Raw genomic sequence first — 15,453 nt, 5'->3', positions numbered from 1 at the left:
TCGCGGTAGGTACCGAAATCTTCGTGGTTGATTTTGCGAACAAAATCATTTACTCACTCGTTGTTCAGTTTTCAAAGATCAAACATTTCTTTTTTTCACTTCAGGGTTTCTTTCATCCCCTCAGCAACTTTTATAGTATATCATGTATCTCTCAGTTGTGTCAACACTTTTTTTCAAAAGTGTTTTTCGCTCTACTTAATAACACTTGAAGCGACAAGAAGTAATATATCATACTTCTATTATATTACGCAACTGTTTTTTCAAAAAAACTTACTTAAGTAACAATACACTCGATATATAGCTCTCTTTGAAGCATTAAGTTAATGATTTCCCCGTTTACCTGCACCAACGGACGAGTCGGATGGTCTCGATCGGCAAATATAATTTCCCCTGTACGGTTATCATTGAGACGCACTTTGGTTCCAGTATTGAATTGAGTGAGCTTTTGAATGAAAACCTGTACAACACCCGGGTCCAGCTTACCAAATGATTCTGATTTGATTTGCTCCAGTACCAGATATGGGGATTGTGCTGGTCGGTAGGTCTTCTCCAATGTCATGGCGTGGAATACATCAGCCACTCCAACGATTTTAGCGTAAATATGGATCTGCTCCCCTTTGAGTCGCAACGGATATCCTGTACCATCCACTTTCTCATGATGCTGAAGAGCTGCCAAACGCACCCCTTCATTAATGGCCTTCACATTTTTGAGCAACTGGTAGCCTAATGACGTGTGCTGACGAATTTCTTCCTGCTCCTCCCACGTTAATTTAGAGGGCTTGTACAGGATGGCCGGGTCCATTTTAGCATTACCAATATCATGGAGCAATCCGGCAAAAGCGACCTGCATCCAGTCCTTTTGGGGCAAGCCAATCCATTGGGCAATAGAATACGAAGTCAGAGAGGTTAGTATCGCATTGTGAAAAATATAATCAACTTCAATCATGGCACGCGGAGTAGACGTCATTACATTATAGCGCTGGATGTATACCAGTAAGGCTTCCAACTGTCCCCGCAACTCATATATGGATAGATTAGATACGAGCACCGATTGGAATGCATTTTTCACGAGCATCACCATTTTGTCGTACTCTTCCTGGAATAAAACGGACTCATCCCGCTCCTCTAATGAAGGGGATTGCGCTTCAGGCGCTCCAGCTCGAACAGTAGCATGATCTCCACCAGCTTTTGCCGAACCATCAGGCCCCACTTCTACTTGCTGGATCAGGAACGCTTGTAAAATCTCCAAGTCACGCGGTAGCAGAATACGGCCCTTCGGAAGCAGCAAGCTGCCCATTTCAGTAAATACGTCGCTTTGCAATCTAAGTCCTGCTTTTAATTCGGATACGGGTACTGTTGTCATGGTCAACCTCTCTGTTCTCATAACAGCAGCTCTAGCTGCCAGTTTTTATTATGTCATTATATTACTTGAACCTGTTCCTGTACATTCATTTTATATGATTTGCATCATACTTGCTGTATTCATCTGTCAGCAATAGAAAAAGACTCTCTGACCCAATGGCCAAGGAGTCTTCCCCGTCATTTAAAACCAATACCACTGTTTATTTTTGTGGATTGTTATTTGTCTTCAGAAGGCTCCGAATCGTTACCTTCTGCATTTTCTACATCCGTGCCAAGAGCAGAATCAGCTGGTGAATGAGATTCACCCTCACCGATTTCTTGGTTAGCATCCTGCTCCTCGAGCAGTTCATCAAGCAATTCATCCTGCTCCTCATTCTTGTTTGCACGACAAACAGTAGCAACTGAATCATCTTCGCGGATGTTGATCAACCTTACCCCTTGTGTATTCCGACCCATCGTGGAAATTTCCTCCATGCTGGTCCGAATCAAGGTTCCGCTGGCTGTAATGATCATCAGATCCTCTTCGGTTTTTACAACCTTGAGGCCAACAACCGAGCCATTTTTATCTGTGACGTTAATCGTCTTGATCCCCTTACCTCCACGGCTTTGGATACGGTAATCCACTACAGGAGTACGTTTGCCATAGCCTTTGGCCGTTACGATCAGGATATCCAGGCTGGTATCAACAATATCCATGCCTATTACAGCATCACTCTTATCAAGAGTAATACCTTTAACCCCGGTAGCACTACGGCCCATGGAGCGTACATCGCTCTCAGGAAAACGAATCGACATGCCTTGCGCCGTACCGATGATCATTTCTTGCTGTCCATCGGTCAGCTTCACTTCTATCAGGGCATCATCTTCACGCAAGTTGATAGCGATCAGACCACCCTTGCGTATATTAGCATAGTTATCAAGCGGTGTTTTCTTGATAATCCCTTGCTGAGTAGCAAAGAACAGATAGCTGTCCTCTACAAATTCCTCAATTGGAATGACCGCATTGATCGACTCGCCCTGCTCAATCTGAATCAGGTTAATGATCGGTGTCCCACGGGCTGTCCGGCTTAGATCAGGAATCTCGTAAGCCTTAATCCGATATACCTTACCCTTGTCGGTGAAGAATAACAAATGATGATGTGAATTCGTAATGAATAGATGCTCTACGAAATCCTCATCCTTGGTGTCCATCCCCACTACACCACGACCGCCGCGTTTTTGACTACGATAAGTAGTCACGGGAAGACGTTTAATATATCCGGTATGGGTTACAGTAATGATAACATCCTCACGCGGAATAAGATCCTCGTCCAGAATGCTCTCTTCACCCACTGTGATTTCAGTACGGCGCTCATCTGCAAAACGTCCTCTCAGCTCATTAAGCTCATCGCTGATAATGCTGAGTACCAGATGCTCGTTGGCCAAAATTTCACGGTATTCCGCAATTTTTTGCAGCAACTCATTATATTCGTTCTCAATCTTCTCACGTTCCAAGCCGGTCAGGCGTTGCAGACGCATATCAAGAATCGCCTGAGCCTGTTCCAGAGACAGCGAGAAGCGCTCAATTAATCCTTCGCGTGCCGCTTCGGCAGTTTGTGAGGAACGAATCAGTGAAATAACCTCATCCAGATGGTCGAGGGCAATACGCAAGCCTTCCAGAATATGTGCTCTGGCCTCAGCCTTTTTCAGATCAAATTCTGTCCGACGACGAATAACTTCAACCTGATGCTTGAGATAATGATACAGAACATCTTTCAGGTTCAGAATCTTCGGCTCGTTATTTACAATCGCGAGCATATTGATACCGAAAGTGGACTGCATTGCCGTATGCTTGAACAAATTGTTCAGAACAACGTTCGGGTTCACATCCCTGCGCAACTCGATAACGACACGCATACCCGTACGGTCCGATTCATCCCGCAGATCGGTAATGCCTTCAATACGCTTCTCGCGTACTAATTCAGCAATCTTTTCGACCAGACGAGCCTTATTGACTTGGTAAGGCAACTCATGCACGATAATCCGTGCTTTATTGCCAATCTCTTCTATGGTAGTCTTGGCACGCATGGTCACAGATCCGCGACCAGTCTGGTACGCCTGACGAATGCCAGACCGCCCTAAGATATAACCTGCTGTCGGGAAATCGGGCCCTTGAATATAATCCATCAGTTCCATTGGCGTAATGTCAGGGTTTTCGATTAGTGCTTGTACACCATCGATAACCTCTCCCAAGTTATGGGGAGGAATATTGGTTGCCATTCCGACTGCAATCCCGCCGACACCGTTCACCAGCAGATTAGGATAACGTGCAGGCAACACGACTGGCTCGCTCTCTTCACCATCGTAGTTTGGCATGAAATCAACGGTCTCTTTGTTCAGATCACGCAGCATTTCCATTGCAATCTTCGATAATCGTGCTTCGGTGTAACGCATCGCAGCCGCCATATCTCCATCAACGGAACCGAAATTACCGTGTCCGTCCACCAGCATATAACGCAAGGAAAAATCTTGCGCCATCCGAACCATCGTATCGTATACGGCCGTATCACCATGTGGGTGATATTTACCGATAACTTCACCGACGATTCTTGCTGATTTTTTGTAAGGCTTGTCTGGCGACATGCCCAGCTCGGACATCGCGTACAAAATACGACGGTGTACCGGCTTCAGTCCGTCCCGCACATCAGGCAAGGCACGGCTGACAATAATACTCATGGCATAATCCATAAAGGATTCGCGCATTTCCACTCCGATATCCCTATTGATGATTTGCGAGTTATTTTGATCCGCCATGCTGGTCCTCCTTCTCGTCCTTCATTCATTGCTCTCTATGTGAAAAGCCTAACAAGATACTGCCTATATACTCCGCTCTGTAAGCAGGATTTTGGCTGAAATCCTCATCTGTATAATTATATTACTTTCACAAAAAGAGCACAATTAAACGCATCTGTCCGCTTTACAGCGTAAATCTCTCAGAGATTGCCCTTCTGTGAGCAGCAGAATGACCCACGCATCTTACGGCTCACAGGTCCTGATCATGACAAATTCCCCCGAATTGGGGATTAGCCCCCACGCTGAAGGCCTTTTCCACATACAATACGTATACGGTCAGGGTTAACTGAGTACAATTCCGAAAAAACGCCGTATTTCTCTATTATATCATTGTTTTACGCACTTGTCCTTTAGTTTCCCTTGTTTTGTTCAAGCATCGTGAATTCCATGAACGTGACTTACATTTTCAAAAGAAAGGGATGAGAATACTTGTCAATTCAACGAGTATCCAGTAAGTGGACCAAAACAAATATCATTCTCCCCAATCCGTTGTTGTCCGCTTATATACCGGAAACACGTTTGTATGCCATGGAACATTTGAATGAAATGCTGGCAGTGTACGGAACCGTCTATATTAAGCCGGATAACGGTACTTATGGGAAAGGGGTTATGCGTGCAGAGAGACTCACTGAACCGCTTCCGCCAACTGAAGACGGGATCATCGGGGAGAGAACGTGGTATATCCTTCGTTATGAGGTAGAGACCCACACCTTCGAAAATCTGGAAGACCTGCATAGGACAGTTTCTCACCGCATACGGAAGCGTCCTTATCTAATTCAACGAGGAATCCCTCTTCTTCATCATGATGGGTGTCCCTTTGATTTACGGGTATTAACACAGATGAATTTGAGAAAGCAGTGGGAGACGACGCTCATCATAGGACGTGTAGCTGCTCCTGACAAGGTCGTCACTAATCACCACAGCGGGGGCACAGTGCGCTTTTTCAATGAACTGGTAGCTCCATATCTGGATGTAAAGGAAGCCGTACGGCTGGAGCAAAAATTATCGAAAATGGGCGAGCGGGTAGCTTGGCAACTGCAAAAAAGATATCCCCGTTTGAGGGAAATTGGTTTGGACATAGGTCTGGATCAGCAAGTCTATCCGTGGATTTTGGAGGTAAATACAAGACCAGCGATTAAAGTGTTCTCTTCCCTGCCCAACAAAAGCCTGTATCATAAAATATTCAGATATGCTGTAGGCTACGGCCGTTACACAGCATCCACGGGTAAGCCTGCAAGCACTAAGAAAAAGGCGTAGATGTTTGATATTAAATATTCAAATTCTCCGCGACGGGTTAATGACAAGAAAAGGGACGCTCATCTGAGCGCCCCTTGGTGAATTCTTTCAAATTAAAAATCAAGATTTTTCACGTACTTGGCGTGCTCCTGAATAAAGTCGCGACGCGGTTCAACATTATCGCCCATTAGGGTATCGAACAGCGTATCAGCCAGCATGGCATCACTGATGGTAACTTGAAGCATTGTACGGCTCTCAGGGTCCATAGTCGTTTCCCACAACTGAGTCGCGTTCATTTCACCCAAACCTTTATAACGCTGTACGTTGTACTTCGCATTTTCTCCGAATTCGCTGATGATAGCATCACGTTCCGCTTCAGAGTTTGCATAACGTACAACCTTATTGCGCTCTACCTTAAACAGCGGCGGCTGAGCAATATAGATATAGCCGGCGTCAATAATTTTACGCAAGTACCGATAGAAAAATGTCAGCAACAGCGTCCGAATGTGGGCTCCGTCGACGTCCGCATCGGTCATGATAATGACCTTGTGATAACGAGCTTTAGCAATATCGAAATCGTCGCCAATCCCCGTTCCCATAGCCGTTACCATTGACCGAATTTCATCACTGGACAAAATACGATCCAAACGTGCCTTCTCGACGTTCAGAATTTTACCGCGAATCGGCAAAATAGCCTGAAAGTGACGATCACGGCCTTGCTTGGCTGATCCGCCCGCTGAATCGCCTTCGACGATGTACAGTTCGCTAATCGACGCATCCTTGGAAGAACAGTCTGCCAGCTTACCTGGGAGGGAACTGATTTCCAGCGCACTTTTACGGCGAGTCAGCTCACGCGCTTTACGTGCAGCCTCACGAGCACGGGCTGCTTGTAATGATTTATCAACAACGCGGCGGGAGACAGACGGATTTTCCTCAAGAAATTCCTGAAGTTTCTCTGCGAACAGGGATTCGACAATCCCGCGCACCTCACTGTTACCCAGCTTGGTTTTGGTCTGACCTTCAAACTGTGGCTCCGGGATTTTGACAGAAATAATTGCTGTCAGTCCTTCACGCACATCGTCACCCGTCAAGTTGGCGGTGTTGTCCTTGATAAAGCCATTTTTACGCGCATAATCGTTAATAATCCGTGTCAATGCGCTCTTGAAGCCGGATTCATGCGTTCCACCTTCGTGGGTGTTGATGTTGTTGGCGAAAGAATAAATATTTTCGGTATAGCTGTCGTTATATTGCAGCGCAACTTCGACTTGAATCATATCGCGCGAGCCTTCGACATAAATCGGCTGCTCATGTAGCGCTTCTCTTTTCTGATTCAAAAATTGCACGTATTCACTAATTCCGCCCTCGTAGTGGAACGTATCACTGGCGCCAGTCCGTTCATCGGTCAAGCTAATCGCAATGCCTTTGTTCAGGAAAGCCAACTCACGAATCCGCGTTTGGAGCGTCTCATAGTCATATACGGTCGTTTCTGTAAAAATTTGATCGTCCGGGTAGAACGTCGTTTGGGTACCGGTTTCGTCCGTATCGCCAATGACTCTGACATCATACTGCGGAACACCGCGGTGGTATTCCTGCTCGTACAGATGTCCATCCCGTTTGACGTGAACGACCATTTTGCTGGAGAGGGCGTTCACTACGGATACACCAACACCGTGCAGACCGCCGGATACCTTGTACCCTCCGCCTCCGAATTTACCACCTGCGTGAAGCACAGTCATAACGACTTCCAGCGCAGATTTTTTCATTTTGGCGTGCTCGCTTACCGGAATACCACGTCCGTTATCTGTAACGGTAACGCTGTTATCTTCGTGAACGACAACTTGAATGCTGTCACAATAACCTGCCAGCGCTTCGTCAATGCTGTTGTCCACAACTTCCCAGACCAGATGATGGAGCCCTTTGGCACTGGTGGAGCCAATATACATCCCGGGACGTTTCCGAACCGCCTCCAGGCCCTCCAGGACCTGAATCTCACCCGCATCATAAGACGGTTGATTCATAGACATGCCTTTCACCTACTTCTATAGATTCTATGGTTAAGCATTGGCAACAAACTGGTTTGCCCGCTTTTTGAGAGTTGTTGAGGAGATGGGGGAATAATACACCGTATTTTGAGTCACCACGATGGACTTGGCTTCCTCTTCACCAATCATCTCGACATGCTTTTGCTGTTGGGCGTGGTTCACGTACTGCTTGGAGATTTTAGAGGATTTTTTAATCGAGATATCGAAAATAGCCACAAGCTCTGACGAGCGGATGATTTTTTCTCCACCCAGATGAATATACATAGCAGTCACTCACTCCTTAGTGTTCCACATGCCCGTCGTGGACGTGATAAATGCTGGCATCCTTGAGTCGTTCTGCATTCAAGGTCTCAATGCCGGTTGCCGTGATAAAGGTTTGTACCTTGCTCTGGAAGGTCTCGATCAGTTGGGTCTGACGGTAGGGGTCCAGCTCGGATAGAACATCATCCAGAAGCAGGACAGGATATTCACCAATTTCCTCATGGATTAATTCAATTTCAGCCAGCTTCAAGGACAGGGCCGTCGTCCGCTGCTGCCCCTGAGAGCCATACGTATGCACTTCCCTGCCGTTAATGGCAAAGGCCAAATCATCACGATGGGGCCCCGCCAAAGTCATACCACGGCGGATTTCCTGTTCCCTCATTTGGGATAACTTTATCATAAATCGCTCCAATAAGACAGCTTCATCTTCTTCCTCCGGCTCACTGAAGGAGGGAACATAAGTTAATTTTAACTCTTCAGTACCTCCCGCGATCCCTTCATGAATGGCCTGGGCCCACTTTTGCAGCTTTGTTATAAATTGTTTCCGCTTTTTAACAATTTTAACACCGTGCTCAACAAGTTGCTCATTCCATACCTCCAGCATGAGCTGTACGGAAGCCATATCTTTGCCCCATGCTTGTTTGAGCAGGTTGTTACGCTGGACCAGCACTTTCTGGTATTGCTGCAAATGGTACAGATATCCCGGAGCAACCTGTCCAATTTCCATGTCAAGAAACCGGCGGCGTACCCCCGGTGTTCCTTTGACGATTTCCAAATCCTCAGGTGCAAACATAACGACATTCAGCGAACCAATAAAATCGCTCAGCTTTCGCTGCTCCAGGCCGTTGATCTTCGCTTTTTTCCCTTGTGTGGATAACGACAGATCCAGCCTGATTTTCCCATATTTTTTATCCACATCCGCAGCCAGATGAGTGGAGGTAGCCCCGAAAGAGATTAACTCCTTGTCGCGCGACGTCCGGTGGCTTTTGGTCAAAGCCAGGACAAAAATCGCCTCTACCAGGTTCGTTTTGCCCTGCGCATTTTGTCCGATCAGCAAATTAACGGGCCCAAATTCATTCAGCTCCAGCTGTTCATAGTTCCGGTATTGCTGCAAAACAATATTGTTCACAAACACATAGGGTCCCCCTTGTTACTCCGCACCTAAAAGGAGTCCTTGCCAACCAGGCGATCATGCTCCTGCTGTGATCTCGAAACTTCCGTTGTCCTCTACTTCTACGATATCGCCCGGGTACAGTTTTCTTCCGCGTCGTTCTTCCTGCTCACCGTTGACACGAACTTGTCCCTCCTGCAACAGAGCTTTGGCCATTCCCCCTGTAGAAACACAATCGGCTAATTTTAAAAATTGATCCAGCTTGATGTATTCGGTCTGTATAGATATCCGTTTCAAGGCTTGTTCATCCTTTCGCTTGTTCTCGGGTGGGTGACGCTAGACGTTAATTGGTGGTGCGATATGGCAGGATGATGTACAGCGCATTGCTGGAGTCCGCCGGTTTTAAAATGATCGGGCTCATAATGCCGGTAAAAGCAATCGTCAGCTGCTCGCTATCAATCACTTTCAGCACATCAAGCATATATTTCGAGTTGAACGAGATTTTGAGCGGCTCTCCCTCAAATTTGGATACTGTGACTTCCTCACGCACTTTACCCAGTTCGGAGGAGCTGGAGGAAATCTCCAGGCCACCGTTTTCCAGCGACTGCATTTTTACAATATTCGTTTTTTCCTCACGAGACAGCAAATAAGCACGGTCGATGGATTCGCTCAAACTTTTTGTATCCACAATCAGTTCTGTTTTGTAGGAGGTTGGAATAATTCTAGAAGTATCCGGATACGTTCCGTCCAAAATGCGGGAATAAAACAGAACCCGGTCAATTTTGAATAGTACCTGGTTGTCTGCTACAACGATATCCACAAGCATATTTTGATCCGGAATAATTTTGCTCAGTTCGTTCAACGTTTTACCTGCAATGACAACATTGCTGAAGCGCAAGCCTTCGGACGTTTCCAAACGGGCGCTGCGGGTGGCGAGGCGGTGGCGGTCCGTTGCTACAAATTTTAATTCGCCCTCAGCCAAATTCCACAATACCCCTGTCAAAATAGGTGTCGTTTCGTGAGTGGAAATGGAGAAAACGGTCTGTTTGATCATGTTTTTGAGCAAATCACCTGGTACAGAGATAACCTGATTTTCTTCAATGCTTGGAAGCACCGGGAATTCCTCAGGATCCAGACCCACAATCTGAATTTCGGTTGCACCGGATGAGATGAAGGTTTGGAAATGGTCTTTTACCTCCATGCGGATCTCCTGAGACGGCAGCTTCTTGATGATTTCGACAAAGAACTTGGCTGGCAGTACAACACTTCCCGGTTGTTCGACCTGAACGACGGTTTGGTCACCATCCTCCATCGGAATAAAGGATTGAATGGAGATGTCAGTATCGCTAGCAGTCAACGTTACTCCCTGATGATTCACATCCAGCTTAATACCGCTCAAAATCGGAATCGTGGTCCGGCTTGATATGGCCTTGGATACATGTTGTATAGCCTCGTTCAATACGTTTTTCAAAATGCTGATCTTCATAAGTTCCTCCTACGGGTTTTAATCCTTCAAGCACGCGTTGACGCGGGCCTTATTTAGGTGATGTATATCTTTAAAATCTATTAGTAATAGTAATAGGCGCACTGAATATGTGGATAAGTCGGTGTAAGCCTAATAAAATCAAGCCTATCCACATGTGTATAAGTTGTGTATAGGCTCTGAACTTGTTCAGGTTGGATTTTTGATTTTTTCGATTAGGCTGTTGATAACTTTGAACAGCTCCTGATCCACTTGAATGGATTTGGAGATTTTTTCGTGTGCATGAATGACAGTTGTGTGGTCGCGTCCGCCAAAGGCTTCTCCGATTTTCGGCAAGGAATAGTCGGTTAGCTCGCGGGACAGGTACATAGCGATCTGCCTTGGAAAAGCAACAGCCTTCGTCCGCTTGCGTGCTTTGAAATCCTCCAGGCGCAGATTGTAAAATTCCCCGACTTGGTGCTGTATATCCTGAATGGTAATCATTTTGGGACGACTGGAAGGAATAATGTCCTTTAACGCCTCGGCCGCGAGATGACTTGTCACATCCTGATTGGTCAGGGAGGAATAGGCGACAACGCGAATCAGTGCCCCTTCCAGCTCTCGGATGTTCGTATCAATCTGGTTGGCGATATACATCATGGCTTCATTGGGAATATCCAGGTTTTCCGCTCTTGCCTTTTTCCGAAGAATTGCAATTCGCGTTTCCAGATCCGGCGGCTGAATATCCGTAATCAATCCCCACTCAAAGCGGGAACGCAGCCGTTCCTCCAGCGTTGGAATCTCTTTAGGCGGACGATCGCTTGAGATAATAATTTGTTTGCGTTCCTCATGAAGTGCATTGAACGTGTGAAAAAATTCCTCCTGCGTCGACTCCTTGCCTGCAATAAACTGAATATCATCAATGAGCAAAATATCAATATTGCGATATTTGTTCCGGAAACTTTCCCCGCGGTTGTCCCGAATAGCATTAATAAATTCGTTAGTGAACTTCTCCGACGACAAATACACGACCTTGCTGGCCGGGTTGTGTTCCAAAATATAATGTCCGATGGCGTGCATCAGATGCGTTTTGCCCAGGCCTACGCCGCCGTACAGAAACAGCGGGTTGTAGGCTTTGGCCGGCGCCTCGGCGACGGCCAGCGATGCTGCATGGGCAAAACGGTTCCCCGATCCGATGACGAACGTATCGAATGTATATTTGGGATTCAGCATATGGGACACGGCTTCTTCATGTACGACCGGCTGCTGCTGAGGTTGTTGCTGAAGGTCGAACTCAGCTGGCTTGTTCTCTTCAATGACGAACTTGACCTCCAGCTGCTTGCCCAAAATTTCATAAACCGTTGCCCCGACTAGCTTGGTATAGCGGCTTTCAAGCCATTCCACGGCAAAAGTTGTTGGTGCGGAAATCACAATGGAGTGGTCATTCAGTTTCGCTGCCTTGGTAGCCTTAAACCAAGTGTCGTAACTCGGCTTACTCAGCTTGGTTTGTATGATGGATAGAATTTGCTGCCATAGTTCAGAGGTATGGCTGTCCACAGACGTCACTCCTTTTAAATCCTGACATTTTGCCGTTTAAGCTGCAGAGAGCTGCTCCCGGCGCTTCGGCAAAACGCCTAAAATCCCAAAAATGTTGTTGAAGGCCATAAAAAGACATACCGCCGCCTGAATCATGCGGCAGTGTGGTGAGAGAACGCAGCACAAAATGGTCCTGAAAAATAGCTAATGGAAAAATCCGCTGCTGATCGGCAGAAGAAGGCGATATTTCTCAGGAGGGAATGTGCGGCACGATCCGTTCTCTTGATCCCGCAGGCCAAAACGGGACTTCAATATGTCGAAATCAAATGAAAAATGTAGAATATATCCCCAGAATCCCGAATCCGCACAAAAATAAAAAGATGGATAAATTGAACTTGTTCACAACTTTATCCACAGGGTGTTGATAATATGGAGGGTAAAACAACATATTCACATTCAAAAGTAATATCATCATAGCAAAAGAAGCCTTGTATTTCAATGACTCGTGGTTATTTATCCACAAATTCAATCTGTTGTGTACAATTTTTATTCACAACACAAGATATTGTTTATAATTTGTTCAGTTTTCGACAATAACTCTTTTTCGTCTCAAAATGTTATGCACAGGTTATGACCATTTAAATCACAATTCAGCTCTTTTTGTGGATCTGTGCATAACAGCCGTTGCCTTTTGGTCACAGAGGTCGTTTTTTCTGTTGAAAATTTCCGGTAACGTTTCCGATAATATTTTTAATGATCCGATTACGGTGCTTGGAAATATGCCGATCACAAAATAAAAGACGGTGTAAAGAAATTAGGAAGGAAGAACGAATCGTAAGGAATAGGAGAGGTGGAAGGAACGCAAAATGTAGACAAGCTGATATTGAAGAAGGAAGGTCGAAGAAAATCCACGATAAAAAAGAGCAAAAGAGCGTGGAATAAGTGAACTGGATGAAAGAGCAAAATCTCTGGGCGTAAAAAAAGAGGGAGAGGATTGCATGATTTTGGGGGAGGGGATTAAGCTGTACATTGACTTTGGCCGCTATTTATGGTTAAATGTACAAAGGTGTTTTTTGTGGAGATTGCTATGTTAGGTATATTCCATATAAAACGTATTCCTTGTAAGGAGGTGCAGTACAATGAGACCGACTTTCAGACCGAATGTCAGCAAACGTAAAAAAGTCCACGGCTTCCGTAAAAGAATGAGCACAAAGAATGGCCGTAAAGTTTTGGCAGCTCGTCGCCAAAAAGGCAGAAAAGTATTGAGTGCGTAATGCGTGCATAAAGACCACTACGGTGGTCTTTTTTTTCATAATGGAGGTATTCATGGGCCGGATCGTTCTCCCTGCGTCTGTAGAAATGCAGTGAAAAAAGAGGGAGAAGCACCGCATCCTGCTCTATATTAGATGAAGCTTTTGAAAATGGATGTAAAATAAGCGAGATTACCATGACGGAATGTTGTCCATACTTCTTACTATATAAGAGGTAAGGATTGGCTTGCTGGCATGTGTAAAAGAGATGAGCAAGGAGAAGCGCCGTGCAAAAAAAATTGCGTCTACGAAACCGGGCGGACTTTGGGCGCGTATACCGCCATGGCAAATCTTTTGCCAACCATCAGTTTGTGGTTTACTGGTTCCGCCGCAGAGAGGTAGAGCAGTTCCGCGTTGGAATTTCGGCCAGCAAGAAGATCGGCAACGCCGTAGTCCGTAACCGGATGCGCAGAATTGTCAAGGAAATTGTGCGTCATCATGAGCATGAATTGGTGGAGCAAATTGACCTGATTTTTATCGTCCGCAAGGGAGCGGTTACAATGTCGTATCAGGAGCTGGAGAAAAGCGTGCTGCACGTTCTGCGCAAAGCCTCGCTGCTCAAGTCTTCACGTCGATAGTCAGTATCTTTGTCCTACAGGATATGGTATGATTTACGTTGGAATGGATTGGTTAAGAAAGGGGTTATGAAGTGTCGCGTTTGAAGACTCAACGGGGGAAATGGTTCCTCCTGATTGCCTTATTGGCACTTGTTGCTGTGCTGTCGGGATGTGCCCAGACGGCCCACAATTCTTACACGACGGCAGACTTGGCCAATGGATCTTGGTGGCAAAGATATGTCGTTTACTGGTTTTCGTATGCGCTGGATACATTTGCTCAATGGTTCTCGGGAGAGTATGGCCTGGCCGTACTGATTCTGGTGATTATCGTGCGAACCATTATTTTGCCGCTTACACTCAAGCAAGTACGCAGTTCTAAAGCTATGCAGGCCATTCAGCCGCAATTAAAAGAAATTCAAGCGAAATACAAGGATACGCCTGAGAAAGTCCAGCAAGAGACGATGAGGCTGTTCCAGGAAAACAAGGTCAACCCGATGGCGGGCTGTCTTCCTTTGGTCGTTCAGATGCCTATTTTTATCGCGCTCTATAATGCCATTTACTATAACTCGGCATTGCGGGATCATGATTTCTTGTGGCTCCAGTTAGGTAAACCGGATCACTTCTTTATCCTGCCAATTCTGGCAGCAATCACAACATTCATCCAAACCTGGATGATGATGAAAATGAATCCGACTCCGCAGCAGGGACCAATGCAATTTTTGCTGTACGTCTATCCGGTGTTGATTCTGTTCATGTCGTATAACTTCCCATCTGCTTTGCCGTTATACTGGTTCTACAGTAATATTTACACGATTATTCAAAACTATTTCCTTTATCGGAATAAGGATAAAGAAGTTGCGCTGGCAAATGTGAAAACAGCCAGTCTTACGAAAACAGGTTCCTCCAATAGCAATAACAAGAAAAAAGGTGGCAGAAACTCGAAGGGGGCTAAAAAGTCGAGATGACCAAAGTCGTGACTTCAGGAAAAACCGTTGAAGATGCTGTAAAACAAGGACTCTCCCAGTTGGGAGTAAGCCGTGAACGGGTAACCGTAAACGTGTTGGAACAGCCGTCAAAAGGATTCCTGGGGTGGCTGGGGGTCAAAAAGGCGAAGGTAGAGCTTACGCTGCTATCTGATCCGTCTCCCGAAACCACACACGCGGCTGAACATCATGTATCGGCTCAAGCGCCTGCCGTGGGACAGACTGTTGTTCCGGAAGTGGAATCTGTTATCCAGGAAGTACGTACGAGTAAGGAAGCCTCCACGGAACATGCAGACCCTTATAAAGAAGCTGTACGTTTTATCCACGAAACAGCAGCCGGAATGGGACTGGATGTGGAAGTGGATGTCCGTCACCGCAAGGATGAAAGTATACTGGATATATCCGGTCCGTCGCTCGGCATGCTGATCGGCCGCCGGGGACAGACGCTGGATGCATTGCAGTATCTGACGAATATCGTTGCCAACCGTCATTCTGACAAATTCATCCGGATTGTGCTGGATGCCGAGCAATTTCGCGCACGTCGGCAAAAAACATTGGAAGATTTGGCAGATCGGCTGGCAAACCAGGCTATTCGTTTTGGCAAGGAAGTAGTGCTGGAGCCAATGCCGTCACAGGAGCGAAAGCTGATTCACGCCAAGCTTCAACAGCATGCGCTGGTTAGAACATACAGCAAGGGGGACGAGCCGAATCGGCGCGTCGTCATTGCCAAAAAATAATCCGACGCAATGGCTCTCTGCAAG

13 protein-coding genes are annotated in these 15,453 nt (G+C 46.2%); 5 read left to right on the top strand and 8 right to left on the bottom strand.

Annotation, left to right across the window (positions count from 1 at the left end; translation table 11 throughout):
• Nucleotides 1-274: 274 nt before the first annotated feature.
• Both ACWXW9_RS24385 and gyrA read right to left on the bottom strand, forming a co-directional pair.
• On the bottom strand, nucleotides 275-1,363 hold the full coding sequence (locus ACWXW9_RS24385; protein ID WP_494931536.1) for an HD-GYP domain-containing protein: 1,089 nt from the start codon (nucleotides 1,361-1,363) through the stop codon (nucleotides 275-277).
• Nucleotides 1,364-1,578: 215 nt separating this feature from the next.
• On the bottom strand, nucleotides 1,579-4,155 hold the full coding sequence (gene gyrA, locus ACWXW9_RS24380) for a DNA gyrase subunit A (RefSeq protein ID WP_494931535.1): 2,577 nt from the start codon (nucleotides 4,153-4,155) through the stop codon (nucleotides 1,579-1,581).
• Between the two features lie 468 nt (nucleotides 4,156-4,623).
• Between gyrA and ACWXW9_RS24375 the strand changes: the two genes are divergently transcribed.
• A complete protein-coding gene (locus tag ACWXW9_RS24375; protein WP_494931534.1) occupies nucleotides 4,624-5,451 on the top strand; it encodes a YheC/YheD family protein in 828 nt (275 codons plus the stop codon).
• A gap of 92 nt (nucleotides 5,452-5,543) precedes the next feature.
• Here ACWXW9_RS24375 and gyrB read toward each other — a convergent pair whose 3' ends face one another.
• The 6 genes from gyrB to dnaA all read right to left on the bottom strand — a co-directional run bounded on the left by gyrB (nucleotide 5,544) and on the right by dnaA (nucleotide 11,863).
• On the bottom strand, nucleotides 5,544-7,454 hold the full coding sequence (gene gyrB, locus ACWXW9_RS24370) for a DNA topoisomerase (ATP-hydrolyzing) subunit B (protein WP_494931533.1): 1,911 nt from the start codon (nucleotides 7,452-7,454) through the stop codon (nucleotides 5,544-5,546).
• A gap of 30 nt (nucleotides 7,455-7,484) precedes the next feature.
• On the bottom strand, nucleotides 7,485-7,736 hold the full coding sequence (remB, locus tag ACWXW9_RS24365; RefSeq protein ID WP_025683679.1) for an extracellular matrix regulator RemB: 252 nt from the start codon (nucleotides 7,734-7,736) through the stop codon (nucleotides 7,485-7,487).
• Between the two features lie 16 nt (nucleotides 7,737-7,752).
• On the bottom strand, nucleotides 7,753-8,868 hold the full coding sequence (gene recF / locus ACWXW9_RS24360) for a DNA replication/repair protein RecF (RefSeq protein WP_025683680.1): 1,116 nt from the start codon (nucleotides 8,866-8,868) through the stop codon (nucleotides 7,753-7,755).
• Nucleotides 8,869-8,922: 54 nt separating this feature from the next.
• On the bottom strand, nucleotides 8,923-9,141 hold the full coding sequence (yaaA, locus tag ACWXW9_RS24355) for a S4 domain-containing protein YaaA (RefSeq protein WP_025683681.1): 219 nt from the start codon (nucleotides 9,139-9,141) through the stop codon (nucleotides 8,923-8,925).
• A gap of 46 nt (nucleotides 9,142-9,187) precedes the next feature.
• Nucleotides 9,188-10,330, bottom strand: coding sequence for a DNA polymerase III subunit beta (gene dnaN / locus ACWXW9_RS24350; RefSeq protein ID WP_025683682.1), 1,143 nt, complete (start codon nucleotides 10,328-10,330; stop codon nucleotides 9,188-9,190).
• A gap of 186 nt (nucleotides 10,331-10,516) precedes the next feature.
• The gene (gene dnaA, locus ACWXW9_RS24345; RefSeq protein WP_014279007.1) at nucleotides 10,517-11,863 is read right to left on the bottom strand and encodes a chromosomal replication initiator protein DnaA; all 1,347 of its coding nucleotides are present in this window, start codon (nucleotides 11,861-11,863) and stop codon (nucleotides 10,517-10,519) included.
• A gap of 1,118 nt (nucleotides 11,864-12,981) precedes the next feature.
• Between dnaA and rpmH the strand changes: the two genes are divergently transcribed.
• From rpmH to jag, 4 genes are all read left to right on the top strand, one after another.
• Complete coding sequence (rpmH, locus tag ACWXW9_RS24340) at nucleotides 12,982-13,116, top strand: 50S ribosomal protein L34 (protein ID WP_007433250.1); 135 nt, start codon at nucleotides 12,982-12,984, stop codon at nucleotides 13,114-13,116.
• 263 nt (nucleotides 13,117-13,379) lie between these two features.
• Nucleotides 13,380-13,730, top strand: a complete 351-nt coding sequence (gene rnpA / locus ACWXW9_RS24335; protein ID WP_013312817.1) for a ribonuclease P protein component — start codon at nucleotides 13,380-13,382, stop codon at nucleotides 13,728-13,730.
• Nucleotides 13,731-13,801: 71 nt separating this feature from the next.
• A complete protein-coding gene (locus ACWXW9_RS24330) occupies nucleotides 13,802-14,674 on the top strand; it encodes a YidC/Oxa1 family membrane protein insertase (RefSeq protein ID WP_494931532.1) in 873 nt (290 codons plus the stop codon).
• Nucleotides 14,671-15,429, top strand: coding sequence for an RNA-binding cell elongation regulator Jag/EloR (jag, locus tag ACWXW9_RS24325; RefSeq protein ID WP_494931531.1), 759 nt, complete (start codon nucleotides 14,671-14,673; stop codon nucleotides 15,427-15,429). Before ACWXW9_RS24330 ends, jag begins: the two co-directional genes overlap by 4 nt.
• Nucleotides 15,430-15,453: the final 24 nt, after the last annotated feature.

Source organism: Paenibacillus sp. LT-B23 (assembly GCF_059417685.1).
The sequence above is the reverse complement of the archived record's forward strand: the minus strand, read 5'-3'. Positions and strand labels throughout refer to the sequence as shown.

Coding starts and splice junctions, on each gene's coding strand:
- ACWXW9_RS24385 (WP_494931536.1), bottom strand. CDS start 1,363: ATGACAACAGTACCCGTATCCGAATTAAAAGCAGGACTTAGATTGCAA.
- gyrA (WP_494931535.1), bottom strand. CDS start 4,155: ATGGCGGATCAAAATAACTCGCAAATCATCAATAGGGATATCGGAGTG.
- gyrB (WP_494931533.1), bottom strand. CDS start 7,454: ATGTCTATGAATCAACCGTCTTATGATGCGGGTGAGATTCAGGTCCTG.
- remB (WP_025683679.1), bottom strand. CDS start 7,736: ATGTATATTCATCTGGGTGGAGAAAAAATCATCCGCTCGTCAGAGCTT.
- dnaN (WP_025683682.1), bottom strand. CDS start 10,330: ATGAAGATCAGCATTTTGAAAAACGTATTGAACGAGGCTATACAACAT.
- rpmH (WP_007433250.1), top strand. CDS start 12,982: ATGAGACCGACTTTCAGACCGAATGTCAGCAAACGTAAAAAAGTCCAC.
- jag (WP_494931531.1), top strand. CDS start 14,671: ATGACCAAAGTCGTGACTTCAGGAAAAACCGTTGAAGATGCTGTAAAA.